Origin of the sequence: Brevibacillus sp. JB24b, assembly GCF_051713385.1 — a bacterium.
GTDB lineage: Bacteria > Bacillota > Bacilli > Brevibacillales > Brevibacillaceae > Brevibacillus_B > Brevibacillus_B laterosporus.
Genome location: NZ_JBNVQV010000001.1, coordinates 4,178,509 through 4,201,355, shown reverse-complemented (window position 1 = coordinate 4,201,355; position 22,847 = coordinate 4,178,509). Strand labels below are relative to the sequence as shown.

The window sequence follows — 22,847 nt, the reverse complement described above, 5'->3', positions numbered from 1 at the left end:
TTTTACCAATATAAAGAAAATTTATCGCCCAAATGTATTGACAATGATTATCATTATCAATATCGTATTGTTAGACAAACCATCACGATAATGCAACCAGATTGATAGTACCCTGCATGATCCCGCTTCGGGTGCACAATGATTTACCCGCAGGTATTCAAGAGGAGGACATAATGAAAGCAACTACAGAATGGTTTGAGGATACTGCAAAAAAATACGAACAACTCGGATTTTGGGAGCCAAAAACGCTTGGGCAGCAATTACGCATGTGGGCTGAACAATATCAGAATCGAGAAGCGCTAGTGGAGGAGGAGAACAGACTCACCTACAGGGAGCTCGACAGTAAGGTTGATGAGCTAGCTTCTGGCTTTTTCCAGATGGGAATCAAGAAGGGAGACAATGTCGCTGTACAGCTTCCGAATCGGATTTCCTTCGTACTCACATGCTTTGCCCTGTTTCGCATTGGCGCTTTACCGATTCTGGTTTTACCGGCTCATCGAGAGGCTGAACTAGACGGAATTTTTACGCTCGCCAAGCCGGTTGCCTATATAGTTCCAACTACGTTTCTTGGTTTTGACTACACAAAAATGGCAAAACAGCTGGTTAAAAAGCATCCATCTGTGAAGTTCATCATGACCGATGGAGACAGTGACATCGGCATTAATCTTGCAGATATCAGCGGGACGCCGGTAGAGCTAGAATCGCCTTCGTATAAAGACACCGCTCTCTTGCTCTTATCTGGTGGAACGACCGGTACTCCTAAGCTGATTCCAAGAACCCACGCAGATTACGCATACAATGCAAAAGCAGCCGCGACACGCTGCAAGTTGACCCCACAAAGCGTCTATCTTGCTGTTCTACCGGTTGCACACAACTTTCCTCTTTGCTGCCCCGGAATCCTTGGCACACTGTCGGCTGGAGGCAAAGTCGTGTTATGTAAAACCACAAGCTGCGATGAAGCTTTCCCCCTTATTGAAAAAGAACGGGTGACCATCACCGCCCTTGTACCTTCCATTGTCCATGTATGGCTTGAGGTGCTGGAATGGGATACCTCCAACGATCTCTCAAGTCTTGAAGTCCTACAGGTAGGCGGCTCCATGCTAGATGAAAATCTCGCGAAACGTATCATACAGGAAATGAAATGCAAGCTTCAGCAGGTGTTCGGGATGGCGGAGGGGCTCATTTGTTGCACATCCCTTGACGATCCTGAGTCTGTCGTAGCTAACTGCCAGGGACGTCCACTCTCCGATGCGGATGAGGTTCGAATTGTCGACGAGCATGAAAACGACGTTGAGGTAGGCGCATACGGAGAACTACTTGTCCGAGGACCCTATACGATAAGCGGGTACTTCAGAGCTTTGGAACAGAACAGCGAGAGTTTTACTCCCGATGGATTTTACCGTTCTGGCGACAAGGCAAGGATTACTCCTGAAGGAAATTTCCAGATCGGAGGACGAATCAAAGAGCAAATCAACCGTGCGGGCGAAAAAATCATGCCTGCTGAAGTGGAGGCGTACTTACGTATGCATCCAGATATTAAAGACGCTGCTCTGATTACTCTTCCCGACCAGACGCTTGGTGAGAAAAGCTGCGCATATGTGATCACAGACAATCAGGAAATTACTCTTGCTGATATCCATGCCTTTTTCCATGAAAAGGGAGTGGCACGTTATAAAATGCCGGATCAAATCGAATTCATCGATTACTGGCCACTTACCAGCGTCGGCAAAGTCAATAAAGCTAAGCTCAAAGAGTTGGCCACAGCACCAAAGCGTAATGCAAAGCAGTGCGAGGTCTCCTATCTGGAAGAAACCGTGGCTTTTGAGGGAGATGCTCATTTGGCAGCGTCACAAATCGTAGAGCATGGTCTTTTTGAAAACTATTTGCTCTATGAAAACGGAGATGAGCTGTCGCTGGGAATGGGGATTCATGCCCTTGTATCCGTAGATGCCCAAAATACAACCTTAGCCTACGACAACCAAACAATTCGCTTTGAAAACAACCTGTTAAGTGAAACGATTGACAAAGCGTTTGCATCCGTCCCGCTCCAAAACTGGCGTGCCTATGGAACCGTTAACTTTGGAATGGCCCGCTATTATCAAAATCTGCCATTACTGTCTGAAGACGGTTGCCTTATCAAGCTGTTTATTCCTGAGGTGGAGATACGCTTTACAAAAGGCTCCATCCTTCTCAGAGCACTGAGTGAAGAAAAACGAAATGAATTCGGTGCGTTACTACGGGGGATTCAAGTGAATGGTCTCGACGAAGAGAAAAATGCTCTTGTGCAAAGAGTGGACAGTCACAAGCTGGATGTTCCTGAGGTTAATACGTATGGTGCTGAAGCCTATATGCAAGGGGTAGCGGAAGCCGTACGAGAGATTAAGGAGCGGAAATACCACAAAGTGATCTTATCTAGAAAAATTCCGATTCACCAAGAGCTTGATATGGTGGCTAGCTATATCGCAGGTAGAAGAGTTAACACTCCTGCTCGTTCTTTTTTACTTAGCCTTGATGGTTTAAGTGTGGCTGGCTTTAGTCCGGAAACGGTGGTTGAGGTTGATGGTAGTGGATGGGTAAGCACCTTCCCGCTTGCAGGAACGCGGTCACGTGGATGCAGCGAGGACGAGGGGGATAGGCTCAAGGCTGAGCTCTTAAATGATCCTAAGGAAATTGCTGAGCATGCTGTATCCGTAAAACTGGCTTTTGAAGAGCTAAAAAGTGTCTGCGATTCTACGACGATCTTCTTGAGCGATTTCATGTCTGTTGCCAGCCGAGGAACAGTTCAGCATATTGCCTCAAGACTAAAAGGGAAACTAAAGCCGGACTTCAACTCATGGGATGCGTTTCGTGCGCTGTTCCCTGCTGTCACTGCTTCTGGTATTCCAAAAAAAGAATCGATCGATGCCATAGGCAGACTCGAGTCTGAGCCGAGAAATCTCTACAGTGGCTGCGTCATGACCTTTGACAGTGATGGTGCAATGGACGCTGCCCTGGTGCTACGAACAATATATCAACAAAACAACAGTGCATGGCTACATGCCGGAGCAGGCGTGGTAGAGATGTCTTTACCAACCAGAGAGCTGGAAGAAACACGTGAAAAATTGAGCAGTTTTTCCAGGCAGCTGGTTATCTCCAGCCGTGAAGTAGAAAAAGTAAAACCAGTTTAGGGCATTGCCTGGGAAGGTGGTATTTTGATGAAACATCTGATTATTGACAGCCAATCCGCAAGCCCTGCCTCCTCATTGAGCTATGAGGAGGTGCGGAGGCAGATTCAGGCTGTGTTGCCTGCACCTGTCGAGTTTGCTGATGATCAGAATCTGATCGAGTTGGGATTGGATTCGTTGCAAATGATGAGGATGGTCAACAAATGGCGAAAGGAAGGCGTGAAGGTTACGTTTGCCGAGCTGATTGCTGCCCCTCGCTTGAGTGATTGGTGGGCGTTCTTGCAAAAAAACAGTCCGGCGCCCTCGTTAGTGGAGGAAAATAATATAGCAAGCCAAGCACAAGAGGACACAAATAGTCCCTTTCCGCTTACGGATGTGCAATATGCCTATTGGATTGGACGTCGAGATGATCAACCGCTGGGCGGAGTTGGATGCCATGCCTATCTGGAGATTGATGGCGAGGGAGTAGAGCATGGGCGTCTAGAAACCGCGTGGGGACAGTTACTAATGCATCATCCGATGCTTCGGGCAAGATTTCTAACTGATGGACAGCAAGAGGTGCTGAGCGTTCCTTTTACAAAAACGGTGCCCGTTCATGACTTGCGTTTCTATTCTGAGGACGAGCTGACCCAAAAGCTGGAGAGCATACGCACCCGGCTGTCACATCGTCGTCTAAAGGTGGAAGAGGGAGAGGTATCTGGTTTGGAGCTGAGCTTGTTGCCAGCTGGCCGTACCAGACTCCATTTTGATATTGATTTGCTTGTCGCTGACGTGCAAAGCTTGCACATTCTTTTACGAGATCTGGCAGCAGCTTATGCACGTGGTTGCCAGCCAACAGCACCTGTTCACTGGAGCTTTGCCAACTATCTCAAACATGAGACACAACATCGGGTCTCAGACAGACAAAAAGCCGCTCATTATTGGCAGGAAAAGTTGTCAACGCTACCAGGTGCTCCTGGCTTGCCGCTGAAGGAAAAGCCGGAAATGATTAAGGCGCCTGTTTTTACAAGAAGGAATTATTTCGTGAAAGAAGCGGATTGGATGCTTTTGCAAAAACGATCCGCAGCTCAAAGGGTCACGCCAGCGATGGTACTGTTAACGGCATATGCGGAAATTCTTGACCGATGGAGCACCCATTCGCAGTTCCTCATCAATATCCCATTGTTTGATCGCCAAACTGGGGACGCTGGCATTGAAGATGTTGTTGCTGATTTTACCAACCTGCTCTTGCTTGCCGTTGACTTGCGTAACCCTCAAACTTTTCTGGATCGTGTGCGAACGGTACAAGGACAGTTTCATCAGGATGTCGCACATGCAGCTTATTCCGGCGTACAGCTTCAACGTGATCTGGCGCGTGTCCGCCAGGGAGAGCGGGATTTTGCCCCTGTTGTTTTCGCGTGCAATTTAGGTACTCCGCTGATCAATGAGGAATGCCGTCAGACTTTAGGACAGCTCTCCTATATGATCTCGCAAACGCCTCAGGTATGGCTTGATTTTCAGTCCTATGAAATGGATGGTGGCCTGTTGCTGGCGTGGGATTCCGTCGATCAGATGTTCCCGGACGGTATGATCGACCAAATGTTTGCCGCCTTTGGCCAACTCATGGACTGGCTAGTGGCTCAGGACAATGACTGGCAAGCTACACCGGAGCTTCTTCCTACTCTGGAGCAGCAAAGACAGAACAAGGATGACGAATCGTCACTTCCACAACCGAGTCAATGCCTGCATAGCGCATTCTTTGCTTATGCTGCTACAAATCCGCAAGAAACGGCGCTGATTGATAGTCGTACACATACTTATATTTCGTATGGCGAACTATCTAGGTACGCGTTGCAGGTGGCGGCATTCCTTAAGGAACAGGGAATAAAAGAGGGTGATCCTGTGGCCGTCAGCATGCCGCGGGGGATCGAACAAATCGCCGCGGTGCTTGGCATAGTTGCACTTGGGGGCTGCTATGTCCCGATCGGCACCGGACAGCCGGGTACCCGGCGCGAGCGAATCCATAAAAAAGCGGGCATTCGTTACGTGCTTACCGATGACGAATGTGCTCAAACCTTGGATTGGCCAGACGACGCCGTTGTCTTGTCGATCGCAGATGTACAGAACATAGTTCCCTTGACTGAACCTGTATCCATTTCTTGGTATAGTCTCGCTTATATCATCTTTACTTCGGGTTCCACGGGTGAACCAAAAGGGGTTGAAATCAGCCATTCTGGAGCATGGAATACCATCGCTGACATCAACAGGCGCTATCAGGTTGGTCCAGCTGATCGGATCTTTTCGGTTTCCTCTCTCGATTTTGATCTTTCTGTTTATGACATATTCGGATTGCTGAGCGTTGGCGGCTCTCTTGTGCTGATTACGGAAGAGACACGTCGTGATGCTGTACATTGGGTAAAGCTGGTTGACCAGTATCAGGTCACACTATGGAACTCCGTGCCAGTACTGCTCGATATGCTGTTGATTGCTGCGGAAAGCGGACAGTACGACAGTTTACCGATTCGCCAGGCGATGCTTTCTGGGGATTGGATTGGCCTTGATTTGCCGTCACGTCTGAAACGTGTAGCCGCACACAGCCAGCTGGTTGCGATGGGGGGAGCCACAGAGGCTTCCATCTGGTCTAATTTCTTTGATGTTACATTACCTCTACCTTCACATTGGACATCGATTCCTTATGGACGCCCGCTAACCAATCAGGCTTATCGGGTTGTGGATGGAAAAGGAAAGGATTGCCCCGACTGGGTAGCGGGTGAACTATGGATTGGAGGAGCTGGTGTCGCACTAGGCTATCGGGGTGATCCGGCGCTTACCGCAGAACGTTTTGTCAATTGGAATGGTTCCCGTTGGTATCGAACTGGTGATTTGGGACGATATTGGCCTGATGGCACAATTGAATTTCTCGGGCGTCAGGATTTTCAGGTTAAAATCAGAGGCCACCGCATTGAGCTAGGCGAGATCGAAACGGCAATGAAGCAGCATCCGGGTGTACGTGATGCAGTCGTCACCGCTGTAGGCGATTCGCGGGAAAACAAGCATCTGATCGGCTATGTGGTTCCTGAACGTGAAAACGAATCATCCCTGTATGACAGCGTAAGCGCTGATCTGAAACATAGCGAAGTGCTCTGGGATGCCCTGATGAAGGCGGGAAGCGGACAGGAGCGACCTGATGAGATCAGTCCGGAAGATTTTCCTGTGTTTTGGGCATATATAGAGCGTCTTGGCGTTCGTTATATTTGCCGTGCGCTGAAACAAGCAGGGGTAGATTTGCAGCAAAACCAAAGCTACACGCTCGATGCCCTGATGCAGTGTTGCAGTATTCAGCCTCGTTACCGCGAGTTGATCCGACAGTGGCTTCAGATATTAGCTGACGAAGGATTTGCCAGAATAGACGCATCGGGTACATTCGTCGTCGTTCGCCCGATACCGGAAGAATTGCTTGATAAGCCGCTGGAGGGCAAGGTGCCTCCTGCATGGGAGCAACATGCACAAGCACTTTTGCGCTATTTGCAGCAAATGGACAACGTCAATGTCGCACTTTTGACAGGAGAGCTTGACCCGCTGGCCTATTTCTTTTCAGATGAGCTATGTTTGACTCCGAATGATCTGATGCAAGCACTCCCTGGCACCAAGCACAGAAACAGCATTGCACGGTCGATCATCGAAGGTCTTCAACATGGCCTGCAAGCCAAATCGGAACCGTTGCGTATTCTGGAAATCGGGTCGAGGAGCGGATCGCTAACCGAGTCGTTGCTACCTTTACTGCGCTCTGATGAGACTCTTTATACGTGCACGGACAACTCGACCTTCTTTATGAATGCGGCTAAAACCAGATTCAAAGAGTATCCGTTTGTGCACTATCAGTTGTTGGATATTGACCAGAATCCACTGGCTCAAGGCTATGATGCACACCACTATGACATTATTATCGCTTCGGATTCCCTGCATCGTGCGCGGAATGTCGGAACGGCTCTTTTACATATGCAATCCCTTCTCGCCCCTGGAGGCTTGCTGATTTTGCTGGAAATGACTCGTAATAGCCGTTTGCAGCAAGTAAGTACAGGGTTCCTTGAAGATGGATTTATCTATTTTGAAGACGAAAGACATGCAGAACAACGTCCGCTTCTATCGGTTGAAAAATGGCAACAATTATTGCAGTCGCAAACCTTCGCGCAAGTTGCTTCCTTCCCGGAGCAGGATGATCCGGCCAGTGTTTTTGGTCAGCATGTAATCGTTGCGCAGGCACCGCATCATGTTACACAATTCAATCCGGTCAAGCTATCTGGTTTTTTGAACCAAAAGTTGCCTGATTACATGGTTCCGTCTGCTTTCATCCTACTGAGCGAAATGCCACTCACTTCCAATGGCAAGGTGGATCGGCAAGCACTGCCGAATCCTGACAAGCTGATCAAGGCAAAAACGGAAAAAGCCTATACAGCTCCTAGGACGCCGATCGAAACAGCTCTTGTGGCGATCTGGTGCCAGCTTTTTGGAATGGAACGCGTAGGTATTGCTGATAACTATTTTGAATTGGGCGGAGATTCGCTCTTGGCTACCAGACTAAGTGCTTTGGTACGTAGCAAGTTCGAGGTGGAGCTGTCATTGGGCCGGATTTTTGAAAAGCCTACCATTGCAGGGATGGCTGAGCAAGTCCAGACACTTATGGATCAGAAAGGACAGCATGACGAGTCTACGGAAAGTTTGCCTCAAATCGTCCTGGTTCCACAGGAGCGAAACCAGCCTTTCCCAATGACCGATATCCAGCAAGCGTACTGGGTCGGTCGAAGCGGTCTTTATGCATTGGGCAATGTCTCCACCCATTGCTATTTTGAGATTGAAGGACAGAATTTGGATATTGAGCGGATCAACCGTGCCTGGCAGCGACTGATTGATCACCACGAAATGATGCGGGCGGTTATTATGCCGGATGGCTGGCATCAACGAATTTTGGAGAATGTTCCTGATTATCTGATCAATGTCAATGATTTGCGAGGCAAGGCTCCTGAAGAGGTCGAGTCCGAATTGAAACAGATTCGGGAAGAAATGTCACATCAGGTGCTATCTACAGACGTGTGGCCTCTGTTTGACGTACGGGCATCCCGCTTTGGAGAAGAGCGCGTTCGCCTTCATATCAGCTTTGATAACCTGATTTTTGATGGGTGGAGCATGTTCCATCTCCTGAGCGAATGGACTAGGCTCTATCATGAGCCAGATGCACCATTGGCTACACTCGACCTGTCATTCCGCGATTATGTCCTTGCCTTGGAAGAGCTTAAAGCATCTGAGCTGTATCATCGTGATCTCGACTATTGGATTGCCCGTTTGCCAGAATTGCCCCCTGCTCCACAGCTACCTTTGGCTCAAAATCCAGAGTCTCTTTCCGAACAACGATTTAGTCGTCTGGAAGCAAAGTTGTCTAAACAAACATGGCAGAAGCTTAAAAAACGGACGGCGGAGGTTGGGCTTACGCCATCGGGAATTCTGCTGACAGCTTATGCTGAAACGCTTGGTGCTTGGAGTAAGAGCACCCGCTTTACCATTAACCTGACACAATTTAACCGATTACCGCTGCACGCACAAGTCAATGATATCGTAGGGGATTTCACTACGTTGACCTTGCTGGCTGTGGAGCTTTCGGAAGGAAAGACAATGTTGGAACGGGGCCGGAATTTGCAGCAACAGCTTTGGAGCGATTTGGATCACCCTTATGTTGGGGGGGTTCAGGTGCAACGCGAACTGGCGAAACAAACTGGGGAGCACCATGGCGTGACGATGCCGGTTGTCTTTACGAGCGCACTGGGGGTCGACCAGTGGAGCGGAACCGAATCCGACGGAAAGTGGCTGGGTAAGCTCGTGTATAACATTACACAAACACCGCAAGTATGGCTGGACCATCAAGTGGTGGAGCAAGACGAGGAACTGCTCCTGATTTGGGATGCGGTCGAAGGGCTTTTCCCTGAGGGAATGCTTGCCGACATGTTTAGTTCGTATTGCCAATTGCTACAGCGACTGACCGATGATGATGCGGTATGGAAGAAAGAGATGTCTAGCCTTATAGCTGTCCCACGTCTAGAAGCAAGGGCTGAGGCCAACGCGACAGATGCACCTGTATCTTCAGAAACGCTTACCGGATTATTTGCAAAACAAGCTGTTTCGCAATCGAATCATCCAGCCATCATTTCTACTAATCGAATCTTGACCTATGAGGAGCTGTCTATCTCCGCAGATGAAATAGGCAATTTGTTGCGGGAAAAGGGAGTCAAGCCCAATACACTGGTTGCAGTCGTGATGGAGAAAGGCTGGGAACAGGTTGTGGCAACGCTTGGGATTCTGAAGTCTGGAGCGGCTTATCTGCCGATCGATCCAGCGCACCCTGAAGAGCGCCGTTCACAGCTTCTCTTTGACGGGCAAATCCGCATCGTACTTACTCAGTCTTGGCTGGAGGAGCAATTGAGCTGGCCTGAGAATGTTGAACGACTGATAGTGGATCAGATGATAGCAAGGAATGAGGCTATGAGTCTACTGCCGCTTGCAGAGCAGCAGGATGATTTGGCCTACGTCATTTACACCTCAGGGTCAACAGGTTTGCCAAAAGGGGTTATGATCGACCATCGAGGAGCTGTTAACACCATTGAAGATGTGAACCAACGTTTTTCTGTAGGACCAAAGGATCGGGTACTGGCCCTCTCCAATCTGAATTTTGATCTATCGGTGTATGACATTTTTGGCATGCTTGCAGCAGGTGGAACGATCATCATGCCGGAGGCGGATAAAGCCAAAGATCCTGCTCACTGGATTGAATGGATGAAGCAGGAGCAAGTGACGGTTTGGAACACGGTTCCGGCACTGATGCAGATGCTGATCGAGTACGCTTCTGGACGAAACCTAGAACTACCACAATCTCTGCGTTTGGTCCTGTTGAGCGGTGACTGGATTCCATTGGATTTGCCGGACAAGATCAAGGCTTATTTTCCAAATGTACAGGTGATCGGTTTGGGAGGAGCCACGGAGGCGTCGATCTGGTCGAACCTGTATCCGATCGAAGACATTGACCCAAGTTGGAAGAGCATTCCGTATGGTCGCCCGATGGTCAATCAGCGCTTCTACGTGCTTAACGAATGGATGGAAGATTGTCCCGTATGGGTGCCGGGGCAGCTTTATATCGGTGGAATTGGCCTTGCTAAAGGCTACTGGCAAGATGAAAGCAAGACCAATGACAAGTTTATCCTGCATCCTCGAACAGGTGAACGTCTCTATCATACAGGCGATTTGGGTCGTTACTTGCCGGACGGCAATCTGGAATTTCTCGGTCGAGAAGACTTTCAGGTAAAAATTCGTGGTCATCGGATTGAACTAGGAGAAGTTGAAATGGCACTGAAGCGTCATGACGGGATAAAGAACGCTGTCGTTGCAGTACCGGACGAAGTAAGCGAGGAGAAGCGCTTGGTAGGGTATGTGGTGCTTGATCAGGAAATGGGAGCTGAGCTGTTGGAAACCGAGCAGGTCGATCCGACTGTTTGCGCATCACGCTGGCAGGCAATTACTAGTGCTGGTCAGCTACAGGCCTCCCAACTTCCGGCTTCCGTCGATGCTGACGCAATCGCGAAGTTCCTCCATGAAGCAGACCGTGTAAGCTCTGCCTACATATGCCGCACGCTGAATGACATGGGGATGTTCTCAAGTGAAGGAGAGCGTTATTCCATTGAGGAATTGATCCGACGTTTTCAGATTCATCCTCGTTACAAGACCCTGCTACTTCATTGGCTAAATGTGCTTGTGGAAGAAGGGCTACTCGAAAAAACGGAGGATGGTACCTACCAAAATCTTCGTTCATTACGCGAAGAACTGCCTACATTCACACAGGATGGTAAGCTATCGGTCTCATCTGGGGGTTCGGAAGCGGTACAGGCTCTTGAAGACGGTTTTTTACGAGACTATCCACTGTTTATCAAGTTATTAACAGGCAAGCTTGATCCGCTTGAGCTTTTCTTTGCGGAAGATGCTTCTTTGACACCGGCAGGACTGAGCAGGTTTGACTTTACACGGGAGTATTACAGCAATCTTGCTAAAGAGATGTTCGGCACTTTAGTGAACAGCTATCCACCTGATAAAGAGTTGCGGGTGCTAGAGATCGGCACACGGGCCGGTAGTTTGACACAAACGCTTGTGTCCGCTTTGCCTGCGGATCGTGCCCGATACATATATGCCGACGAGTCCTCCTTTTTTACAGACAAGGCAAAGCAGACATGGGGAGAGAAGGCCCCACTTGAATACGGTCTGTTTGACATGAGCACAGCGCCGCTTTGGCAAGGCTATGAGCCGCATTATTTTGATGTGATTGTTGCGGATAATACTCTGCACCGCACCCGAAATCTGAACATGACACTTGAATACCTGAAAGGAATGCTGGCACCCGGTGGAGTTCTGTTTCTGGTAGAGTCAACTCGTAACAGCCGCCTTATGCTGACCACTGTCGGGTTTTTCGAAGATGGATTCAGTCATCTAGAGGATGAGCGGAAGGTGAATTATCTTCCTTTACTAGCGGCAGATCAATGGTGCGAGGTATTGGAAAAACAGGGCTTTTCAAACGTGCTGGCATTCCCGCAAAACGGTCAGGTCGCAGAAAAATTCGACCGGCACCTAATCGTGGCACAAGCACCTGAAACGGTTAGGGTGTTTAGACCGGAAAAATTGTCCGATGCCATGCAGAAAATGCTACCTGATTACATGGTGCCAACCGAGTATGTGCTGCTTGATAAGCTACCTCTTTCGGCCAATGGGAAAGTAGACCGTAAGGCACTTGCGAAGCTCGGAGGGAAGAGAGAGAGCTTGCCGAAAAAAGCGCATGTCGCACCTTCCACCGAGACAGAAATCAAAATAGCGAGTGTTTGGGAAGAGGTACTTCATTGTAACTCTATCGGAATACATGACGGTTTCTTTGCACGGGGCGGGGATTCGTTACGTGCCATTCAATGCATCAATCTCCTGAAAGAGCGATATCAGATTGAATTGTCTATGCAAAGTCTTTTTGAGTATTCCACGATTTGCATGCTTGCCGGGTTCGTCGACACGAGTGCTTCAGCAACAGAACAGCTTGAAGCAAATTATGACGAGGGAACCATTTGATTAACTAGAACGGAACTGCGTTGTCTTCAAGGAGAATGAACAAGGGAATCGCGACTTTATGGCAAACGTCAGCCTTGTCTTCTCTTTGGAGGCTGGCGCAGGAAACAGGCTTAGAAGGGGGAGAGAACATTGGATAAAAAAACGATTGGTATCCTGGGAGCTAGTGGAATCGTAGGCAGAGAAGCTGTTCAGACCATTCTTGCTTTTACGAACCATCATGTTGTGCTAGGGGGCAGAAATCCAGATAATCTTTGCGAATCTTTTAAAGAGATGGAAGCGAGGATCGAATGCCTCCAAGTGGATGTTTATAACGAGGAGCAGCTTCATCGCTTTTGTAGCCCATGCGACATTGTCATCAATTGTGCTGGGCCTTCCAAACAAATTGTCGATACCGTAGCTTCTGCATGCATCGAACATGCAGTCCATTATGTAGATGTTTCTGGAGATGAGCATCTTTACCGCCAATTGCTAAAGAGACAGCACGAGATCAAAGAGAAAGGACTGCTGTTTCTTATCTCTGCAGGGGTTTACCCCGGGTTATCGGAAATCTTCCCGGCTTACATCGCTGAAAACGAGTTGGAAGAGATCGATTTTCTTGAATTGTTTTTCGCAGGTCAGGGCGATTTTTCCTTAAATGCAGCCTACGATATTGTGTGTAGCATTGAGGAAGATACCGGTTTGGGAATGACCTATTGCAAGCAAGGTGAAGCAAAAAAAATAGACGGTTCGTTTCATCGGAATTATGAACTGCCACTCCCGGCAGGCAAACGTGACACTTATCCGGTCTTAACCCAGGAATTCAGCCAAATGGCAAAACAAAAGAAAATAGCATCTGCTTACTTTTACAACAGTTATCAAAACAATTCTGTTTTGAATCAATTTGTGATGATCAAGGCTTTGCAGCAATACAAAACCGAAGAAGAGAAAAAGGCGTCAGCTAAACTGCTGGTTGAGCAGTTCAGTGCAAAGAAGCAGGGTGTGGAGGATTTCACCATGTTCCATCTGATTGCCACCGGAAACCGAAACGGCAAAAAAATGCGGTTGGTATCAACTCTCCTGTATCGGGGGGACTGGAATCGGTTATCGGGCATCATTGCCGGAACGGTAGCTCGCTTGATCGCGGAGGACAGAAGTAAGGAATCAGGTTGCTTCTTTGTGTCAGAAGGCGTATCGGCGACTAGATTGATCGGTGCTTTACGTGAGCAGACGATTGACCTTACGCATTCATTAATCGAAATAAAATAGAGGTGGCATATGACAGAGAATCGTAGGTTGCGTACCGTGGTATGTGGTTCCCGATTTGGACAGTTCTACCTTGAGGCTGTAAAGGCATTGCCGGAACAGTTTGAATTGGTAGGTTTATTGGCAAAGGGCAGTGAGCGCTCCCAAAATTGCGCAGAACGTTACGGAATTCCGTTGTACACAGATGTTGAGCAACTTCCTGCCGACATTGACCTTGCTTGCGTCGTATTACGCTCTACAGTCATGGGCGGTAATGGCACCGAGATGTCGCTTAAACTGCTTGCCCGCAACATTCATGTCATTTCTGAGCAGCCGATTCATCACAAAGATCTGGCTCTTTGCCTGAAGCTGGCACGGCAACAGGGGGTACATTTCAAGACAGGTGATCTCTACGTGCATCTGCCTGCTGTGCGTCGTTTTGTTGCGTGCGCCCGCACAATGCTGGAACAACAACCAGCGCTCTACATTGATGCTGTGTGTGCCACTCAGGTTTCTTTCCCGCTCATGCATATATTGCAAGAAGCATTGCCGAGTATTCGTCCATGGAAAATCAGTCATGTCCTCAAGGATGAGGGGCCGTTTCAAGTAATAACCGGCCTACTTGGAAAAATTCCGATTACGTTGCGGGCCCATAATGAGGTCGACCCGAACGATCCAGACAACCATCTTCATTTACTGCACCGAGTGACGATTGGTGTGGCAGGCGGTAGCTTGTCACTCACAGATACGCATGGTCCTGTTGTGTGGCAGTCACGTTTGCATGTTCCAGATCTTTCGAATATTCATGGTGAGCTGGCAGAGGCACCGCCAGCACACATGCTTGAGAATAGCACGCAAATACTGGGGCCAGCAGAGCCTACCAGCTATAAGGATATTCTCATGACACAATGGCCGCGGGCAATCGGTAAGGATTTGGTAGCAATGCGAGACATGATTTTGGGACAAGTCAACAAAGCCGCTATGGATACGCAAGCGCAGCAGGAGCTTTTGTGCTCTCGTCAGTGGCAAGATTGGACCCAGGCATTGGGATATCCGGTGTTGCGCTCCAACAGCAGTCATCAACCGTTATCAATAGAGTCTTTACAAAAAGCGGCCCTGAGCATAACGGAAGATTTATGCGATCATACTGATTTGGCAACCGATCCTGAGGTGAAAAACAATGTATTTGCTTGCACAGCATATGCCGAGGGAGAACTGAGAGGGATTGATGCGGGGCTGGTGAGAATGTGCGTCGAGCGATTGGATGAAGCAGCTTTGTCTTCCATGCTGTTTGCTTTGCAATCACTAGGAGCGCTGACAACAACGGGACATGGATACAGTGAGGACGATATTTTCTCTGCTGTGAAGGTAGCGCCACGTCATCAGCCTGTCATTGGGCGCTGGCTACAGATATTGACGGAGCGAGGTTATCTAGCACAGTCCGGTAGGGAGTATCAATGTGCGATTCGGATGACAGCAGACGAGGTACAGCGTCGTTGGGATTCAGTTAAGAAAGCATGGAACGGGAAACTAGGCTCTCCGATTGTCATCGATTATCTCATGGCTAATGCAGACAAGCTTCCAGAACTGATAAATGATAGCCAGCAGGCCGCACTGCTATTATTTCCCGAGGGCCGCATGAATGTTGCTAATGCTCTGTATCGGGATACGCTTATGGCGCGGTATTTGAACAAGTCGGTAGCGGAAGCGGTGATGCGGATCGCTGCTATAAAACAAGCTACCTCCTCTTCTTTGTCAGCTACCTCGAAAGCGTCCCTCCGCATTCTGGAGGTAGGCGCAGGGACAGGAGCAACTACTGATGTGGTTGTGGAGAGACTGAAAGCATCTGTTTCCAAGCAGTTGAACCTGGAGTATCTGTATACAGATGTGTCTCACTTTTTCCTATCAACAGCTCGCGAACGCTTCAAAGATTACCCTTGGATGCGTTTCCAGACTGTCGATATTGACAAAGATCTGTTTGCGCAGGGATTGACACCCGGAAGCGTCGATATCGTGATTGCGGCAGGCATGCTTAACAATGCTCGCGACACGGATCAGGTTATGCACAATCTCATGCAAAGCCTTGCTCCGGGGGGATGGTTGGTCATCACGGAGCCTACTAGGGAATTTGTGGAAATGCTCATTTCACAGGCCTTCATGATGACTCCTCCCGAGGACGATCGAAAAAATACGCAATCCACCTTTATGTCTGTCCATCAGTGGACTGATGTAATACAGCGTGCAGGCGCCAAGGAGTTTGTAGTACTACCAAATGAAGAGCACCCGCTCGCTCCTCTTGGACAAAAACTGTTTGTTGTAAGGAAGGAAGCGGATGCTGACGTGCAGTAGCATGTGCAGTAGCGAAATCAATCCGTAACGAAATGGCCAAGCTCAAAAAAATAGGAGTGTGTACATATGCCCCAAAACATCAAGACGAATTGTGCCCGGTTGCTGACGCGTCTTCGAAATGAAGGAATTTTTCTATGGGAAGAAAATGGGAGCCTGCGCTACAGGGCACCCAAAGGAACGCTTGCAGCTGGTGATTTACAAGCGCTAAAAGAGCATAAAGTGGAAATTTTGGCTCTATTGAGTGCCGAAACCCGATCGGTGACGGTCATACCTGATCCAAAAGCCCGGTTTGAACCTTTTCCGCTGACAGATGTGCAGTCAGCTTACTTGCTGGGGCGGCATGATTTGTTTGGCTATGGAGGTGTGGCGTGCCACATCTACCTGGAATTAGACTATCCCAAGCTCGATCATAAGCGAACACAAGAGGCTTGGAACCTGCTCATAGCTCGCCATGATATGCTACGGTCTACGATTGATCAGAATGGAGAGCAGTGCGTGATGGCGAACGTGCCGCACTTGGAAGTGACTTATACAGACACAAGCGGCTTACATAAGCAGGAGGCAGAAGCCAGACTTGGGGAAATTCGTGAAAAAATGGGGCATCGTATTTACGATACAGCTCGTTGGCCCTTGTTTGATATTGGCTTGACTAAAATGAATGACCGTGCTGTGCTCCATGTATCCATGGAATTTCTTATCGCGGATTGGGCGAGTATCTGGCTACTCTTGTCTGAATTTGAGACGCTCTACAAGGAGTCAGGACAGACGTTGCCCGAACTGTCCCTTACGTTCCGCGATTATCTGCTCGCCGAACGCAGCTTAAAGGAAACTACGACGTATTTCAGAGATAAAGAGTATTGGCAACAACGAATGGATATTTTGCCTGCGGCTCCAGATCTGCCTTTAGCCAGACAGCAAGCCAAATCAGGTGAGGCACGCTTCCGTCGTCGCTTTATCCGGCTAGATAAAACCGCATGGGATTCGTTCAAGCAACGTGCCCAAAAACGGGGATTGACGCCAACAACTGCTGTAATGACTGCCTATGCCGCTGTGATTGAGCGATGGAGTCGAAGCAGGGCGTTTTGTCTAAATCTGACGTTATTGAACCGGCAGCCATTACATGAACAGGTCCATGACATTGTCGGCGATTTTACATCGGTCAATTTGCTTGCGGTAGACTGGGATGCGGAGCGTTCCTTCCAAGAACGGGCACGTACCATTCAAAAACAGTTATTTGAAGATTTGGATCATCGCTTGTTTTCTGGAGTAGAGGTTATGCGGGAGGTGGCCCGCAGACGAGGGCGTGAAGCCGCTTTGATGCCTGTAGTGTTTACCAGTGCGATCGGACTAGTTGAACCGGCGGAGGGTAGTCAGTTGACAGGTGAAATCGCCGGGTACGGCATCAGCCAGACACCACAGGTTTTCATTGATTGTCAGGCCATGGACAGTTCAGCCGGGCTACAGGTTAACTGGGATGTGCGAGAGGGCGTTTTCCCTGATCAAATGATTGACGACATGTTTGATGCCTTTGCAGAATTGCTCCATGCATTGGCTAGAACCGAGCAAGTCTGGGAGGCAGGGGATGTGATTGCTTTGCCTGCCTGGCAGATTGCAGAGCGGCACGGTATCAACGAGACAGCGGCTACCTTGCCGGATCATTGCTTGCACCAACAGGTACTGAAGCAAGCAATGGCGGCTCCAGACCGCCCTGCCGTGTTTGACAGCGAAGGGCAGGTTTCATACGGGGAGCTGGTGAAACGTGCTGTAGCTGTGGCTAACAAACTAAAAGATCTCGGCTGCGAGGATCAAGACCGCGTTGCTATCGTGATGGACAAATGCGCACATCAAGTTACAGCGGTGTTGGGTGCTTTGTTTGCTGGAGCCGTTTACGTCCCGCTTGACAAGAAGCAACCGGAATTGCGTCGTCAGGCTATGCTGGAGCAAGCGAACGTCCGCTTTGTCTTGACGGTGTCGACCATACAACTCAAATGGGCAAACAACGTAGAAATAATTGAAGTGGATAAAGTAGAGCCACATCAGGATAAGTTGATCCTGTCTGCGGGCAATCCGGACTTACCTGCTTATATCATTTACACCTCTGGTTCCACAGGGCAGCCGAAGGGGGTTGTCATCAGCCACCGCGCAGCAGCCAACACCATTGTGGACATGAATCGCCGCTTTATCGTCAACAGAGAAGACCGGGTGCTGGGGCTTGCCCAACTGAGTTTTGATCTGTCCGTCTATGATATCTTTGGTCCGCTGTTCGTTGGTGGCGCATTGGTTTATCCGAGTGCCGATCGACAAACCGACCCATCTCATTGGGCTCAGCTAATGGTTGAGCATGGGATTACCGTGTGGAATTCGGTACCGGCCTTGATGCAAATGCTGGTCACTTATTTAGATTCCGAGCCGAGTATAAATGTACCAAAATTACGTCTGTCCTTGCTTTCCGGAGATTGGATTCCTCTGACACTGCCAGACATGATGCAAAAGCGCCTGCCTTCTGTACAGGTTGTCAGTCTGGGCGGTGCCACTGAAGCCTCCATCTGGTCGATTTATCATATATACAAAGGTCTTGAGGCAGACTGGCACAGTATTCCTTACGGTCTGCCGCTCGCAAATCAGGGATTCCGTGTTCTGGATTCGCAGATGCGCGATTGCCCTGTGTGGGTAACGGGAGAGCTGTATATTACTGGACATGGCTTGGCCGAGGGCTATGTGGGGGATCAGGCACTCACTCAGGAGCGATTTTTGCTGCACCAAGCGGATGGAGAGCGGCTTTATCGCACAGGAGATTTAGGCCGTTACACCCCTGGTGGTGAAATCGAGTTTCTTGGTCGTGAAGATAACCAAGTCAAAATCAGAGGACATCGAATCGAACTAGGTGAAATCGAGTCGGCCTTGCTTAAGCATCCCGCCGTCGCCGCAGCTGGTGTTGTGCTGGATGGTACGAGCGATGAACACATCCTGTTGGGTGTTGTGGAAACCGACCGCCAAAAAGATCGGAACCCTGAAGGAGAAAAAGCGGAATTTACGATGCTGGTAAATGGGATCGGCGAGCAAGCCAGCGCTGTAGCAGATCGACTGAGTAGAGCGGAAATCGAGTCAGCAATGGCAGACCTTGATCAAGCAGTACTCCACTCCATGTTATACGCACTACAAAAGCTAGACTTCTTTACCAATAGTGAAAAATATACTATGGAAGACATACTGCAATCCGATAAAATTCTTTCCAACTATCACTGGCTGGTTCGACGTTGGGTCGCAAAGCTGACGGAAGCTGGCATGCTACATGAGCACCCTGCAAAACAGTTCAGTTGCTCGATACTACAAGACGATAAGACGGTAGACGAATATTGGGCACAGGCAGAGGCAGCGTGGACGAACATGCTTCAAACAGCGGGCTTCACCGCCTATGTGCGAAAAAATGCGGAAAAGCTACCGGAACTACTAAGTGGTCAGCAGGATGCTGTTTCCCTGTTATTCCCTGAGGGCAAGCTCGACCATGTTCGCTCCTTGTATGTTGATCATGTCATGGCCAACTATCTCAATCAGTGCATGTGCACACTTTTGCAACGCATTGCCCAGCAGCAGTCGGGCAAGACTTTGCGGATTTTGGAAGTCGGTGCGGGTACTGGTGCCACGACAGAGAACGTGTTAAAAGCGTTGGAAGGCTTTGATATTGAGTATGTATTTACAGATGTTGCAGCCTTTTTCATTCCGGGAGCTAAATCCCGTTTTGGACAATATCCGAATATCCGCTTCGGTGTTTTTGATGTAGACAAGGATTATCGGGCACAGGGATTGGCTCCTAACAGCTTTGATGTCGTACTAGCTGCCGGAGTATTGGAAAACGCACATGACATTCCGGCAAGTATGAGCAGGCTGAAAGAACTCATTTGCCCCGGCGGATGGCTTGTATTTACGGAACCGACTGTGGAGCACTTATGGATACTGGCTTCGCAGGCGTTTATGATGATGGAGCCGGGGGATCTTTTGCGAGCCGAGACTTCCTACCTGGACCGCGGGGGATGGATGCAACTGTTACAGGAAGAGGGAGAGGAACACGTTTTATCGTTACCAGAAGAAAATGACAAACTCACCTCCCTGGGCTTTCATCTATTTGCTAAGCGCTTTAAGCAGGACAGGGTGCCGATAAGAGCAGAGGAGCTGGAAACCTTCCTTTCCTTGCATCTGCCTGCCTATATGCTTCCTTCCCATCTGCAAATAGTAGATGCTCTACCGCTGACCGGAAATGGCAAGGTTGACCGGCGCGAGTTGGCAAAATGGCGCCCGGTATCGCCCGTACAGAATACCGCAGCAGAAACGGACGAGGATGGGCAGGACATGCTGGAAGAGCAGCTTGCCCAAATTTGGGCGGAAGCATTAGGAATCCCTGGAATTGGTAGATCTCAAAGCTTTTACAAACACGGGGCTGACTCACTCATTATGGCGCAAGTAGCCGGAAAGCTACGTGACAAACTGGCTGAGGACCCAACACAGGAAGGAATCCCTTTTGATGCTTTGCTTAGACAAATGCTGAACTATCCGACCGTGGCTGCACTGGCAGAATTCATACGTTCGCGCAGTCCAGAAGCCAAACACGATCAGGAAGTCTCTTGGCCCAAAATTCAAGGGGAATCAAGCAATGCTGTCATTATTCCATTTGGAGGAGAGGAGACAGGACCACTCAGAGTTGTGTTCCACGCTGTCTTAGGTACAATGGATAGTTTCCGCCCGCTTCTGGAACAACTGAAAGCACAGAATTTGGGGAGCGTAGTGGGAATTTCCATCGCGGATATGGAGCGATATTGCGCGCTTGAACCGTCCGAACTCATTGAAGCGGTTGCGGATGATTATACGGAATGCCTGCTACAAAGCGGTCACACGCAGATGCAGCTTATCGGATATTCCTTAGGTGGTTTGATTGCAATCGAAGTAGCCAGACGGCTTGTTGAACGAGGAATCCATCTTGCGGACGTAGTTTTAATTGACATTCCTCCGATTGTTACGGAATTCGATGATGATCTGCTGATTGAAACACTCTTTGTCCCCAATTTGAATATCACGCTAGAACAGGCTGGTTTTGGTGGAGTTGATCAAAATGATTTGGCCCGGGGTGTCATGCAGCTTATTGAAAGGCATGGCAATCATATTCCACAAGGCTCGGCATGCACCATTGGCGGCGATGAGGGGCTTGATAAGGTGGGTGACCTATTTAAACGACTGTCCGCACTTGACAGGAGAGAACGCTTCACGGCTTATGTTGAAGCGAGTGCCCGATCTACTGGGGAGCAAATGCCGGTTGAGATGGCGGAAGGTTTGTGCAAGGTCTTTCGTCAAAGCTTTAAGGCAGCTCGCTTTACGCCCCCACCGTACATGGGTGACATCCGTTTCTTGATGGCAAATGAGCCGTTTCTATTTTTGCCACGCACCAATGAAACGACCCTTGATTTCTGGAGAGACGTTTGTCTGGGCGAATTAGAAGTAACAGAAATCGCCGGGAACCATTTCAGTTGTATAGTAGAACCGAATGTAGGTAATCTGGCACGGTTGCTAGCAACACCACTTGACCAATAATAAACAAGCCTCGAAAACTGACTCGGGGATAAGATAGCAAAAGAGGGATGACTCAGGTGTGCCTACTAAAAAAGTGGGTTCACGAAGGGAGGAGGCATCCCTCTTCTTATGGCTTGATTCATGCGAAAAGGTGAAGGCTTAGGTACTGAAGCACGCTGATCCAAATCACCCTTGAGTATCTTATCTTCTTGATTCAGATATAACCCAACTCTGACACCTTCACTTTGTGAGGGTGTTTTTTGAACTTTTACCGAATTAGTAGCTTTTAGCTGAAAGTGCAGGTATCAATAAAATGAATATTGTAAAAAATTCCTTTTTTAGATATAATAATGACTGTAGTCAAATAATGACTGTAGTCATAATTAGGGGTGGATGGTGGTGTTTACAATGTTAAGGGATGTAAGGAAACAAGAGCTGAAGGAGCACATTTTCATGCAGGCCTTGAAATTGTTTAAAGAAAAAGGCTTCGAGAATGTGACGGTTGAGGAAATTACAAAGGCATGCGGCATCGCTAAAGGTACGTTTTATAATTATTTTCCCAAAAAAGAAGCCATTCTACTTCATCTAGGAAAAACACAACTGGAGTCGTTTTATCAAAGTACAATCCACTACGCAGACGAGCCGAATGTAAAGAGGAAGCTTACACTACTCTTTCACAATTTGTTTGCACGTTATACGGAGCATCCCGATCTAATTCGACTAATCATTTTGGAATTGATGCGCTCTACTTTACATATTCAAGAAGAAATCAGTGTCGTACAAAGATTTAGAGAAGCGATTACTTCCATGCTTGATGATGCCCAAAAAAGCGGTCAGCTTTCCGAGCAAATGATCTCTGAGGATGTTGCCTCTGTGCTTGTAGGCGTTTATTTCAATACGCTCATGGTATGGTTATCCTCTGATGAGGACGTTACGGGGATAGAAACGATTTTTCAGCGCCAATTTGAGGTTGTCTGGCAAGGAGTTCATCCTCAGGGGGATGAAAAATAATGGATATTCTCGTCGGGATATCTATTCTACTCTTGGTGAGTATTGGCTGTATTCACGTATATTGGGCGTTTGGTGGCAAATGGGGGAAAAGTGTCGCTATACCTACAGATGAATCCCAACAACCTACATTTGCCCCAGGCACAGTAGGGACGCTTCTTGTTGCTTTGCTGCTGTTTGGAGCGTCGCTGCTGTTGATGGCTCAGGGAGAAGTTTTCCTATCAATTCCCTCATATCCAATTGTGAAGTGGGGGTGTTGGGGTTGTATGGCTGTGTTCGGACTACGGAGTATAGGCGATTGTAAATATGTGGGATTGTTTAAGAAAATGAAGAATACACGTTTTGCTACGTACGATACCTATCTGTTTACACCGCTTTGTTTATGGCTATGTATCAGCTTTTTATATGCAATCAGTCGATAGG

7 protein-coding genes are annotated in these 22,847 nt (G+C 48.6%); all 7 read left to right on the top strand.

Annotated elements, in window-relative coordinates:
* Nucleotides 1-173: 173 nt before the first annotated feature.
* Nucleotides 174-3,167 carry a salicylate synthase gene (locus ACQV1I_RS19495; RefSeq protein ID WP_116334173.1) on the top strand — a complete coding sequence of 998 codons (2,994 nt, stop codon included), beginning with the start codon at nt 174-176 and terminating at the stop codon, nt 3,165-3,167.
* 27 nt (nt 3,168-3,194) lie between these two features.
* Nucleotides 3,195-12,287: a non-ribosomal peptide synthetase gene (locus ACQV1I_RS19490; protein WP_116334172.1), complete on the top strand. Its 9,093-nt coding sequence runs from the start codon at nt 3,195-3,197 to the stop codon at nt 12,285-12,287.
* Nucleotides 12,288-12,416: 129 nt separating this feature from the next.
* Entirely contained in the window at nt 12,417-13,532 is a 1,116-nt protein-coding gene (locus ACQV1I_RS19485; protein ID WP_116334171.1) for a saccharopine dehydrogenase family protein, read from the top strand.
* A gap of 9 nt (nt 13,533-13,541) precedes the next feature.
* Nucleotides 13,542-15,857, top strand: a complete 2,316-nt coding sequence (locus tag ACQV1I_RS19480) for a bifunctional Gfo/Idh/MocA family oxidoreductase/class I SAM-dependent methyltransferase (protein ID WP_116334170.1) — start codon at nt 13,542-13,544, stop codon at nt 15,855-15,857.
* Between the two features lie 66 nt (nt 15,858-15,923).
* Nucleotides 15,924-21,437 (top strand): non-ribosomal peptide synthetase, encoded by a 5,514-nt coding sequence (locus tag ACQV1I_RS19475; RefSeq protein WP_116334169.1) that lies wholly within the window; start codon nt 15,924-15,926, stop codon nt 21,435-21,437.
* 387 nt (nt 21,438-21,824) lie between these two features.
* A complete protein-coding gene (locus ACQV1I_RS19470; protein WP_116334168.1) occupies nt 21,825-22,427 on the top strand; it encodes a TetR/AcrR family transcriptional regulator in 603 nt (200 codons plus the stop codon).
* Nucleotides 22,427-22,846 (top strand): DUF3995 domain-containing protein, encoded by a 420-nt coding sequence (locus tag ACQV1I_RS19465; protein WP_116334167.1) that lies wholly within the window; start codon nt 22,427-22,429, stop codon nt 22,844-22,846. Before ACQV1I_RS19470 ends, ACQV1I_RS19465 begins: the two co-directional genes overlap by 1 nt.
* The last annotated feature ends 1 nt before the right edge of the window (nt 22,847 follow it).

What these genes read in the sequence shown, in the direction of transcription:
- ACQV1I_RS19495 (WP_116334173.1), top strand. Translation starts at nt 174, where the DNA reads ATGAAAGCAACTACAGAATGGTTTGAGGATACTGCAAAAAAATACGAA.
- ACQV1I_RS19470 (WP_116334168.1), top strand. Translation starts at nt 21,825, where the DNA reads ATGTTAAGGGATGTAAGGAAACAAGAGCTGAAGGAGCACATTTTCATG.
- ACQV1I_RS19465 (WP_116334167.1), top strand. Translation starts at nt 22,427, where the DNA reads ATGGATATTCTCGTCGGGATATCTATTCTACTCTTGGTGAGTATTGGC.
- ACQV1I_RS19490 (WP_116334172.1), top strand. Translation starts at nt 3,195, where the DNA reads ATGAAACATCTGATTATTGACAGCCAATCCGCAAGCCCTGCCTCCTCA.
- ACQV1I_RS19480 (WP_116334170.1), top strand. Translation starts at nt 13,542, where the DNA reads ATGACAGAGAATCGTAGGTTGCGTACCGTGGTATGTGGTTCCCGATTT.
- ACQV1I_RS19475 (WP_116334169.1), top strand. Translation starts at nt 15,924, where the DNA reads ATGCCCCAAAACATCAAGACGAATTGTGCCCGGTTGCTGACGCGTCTT.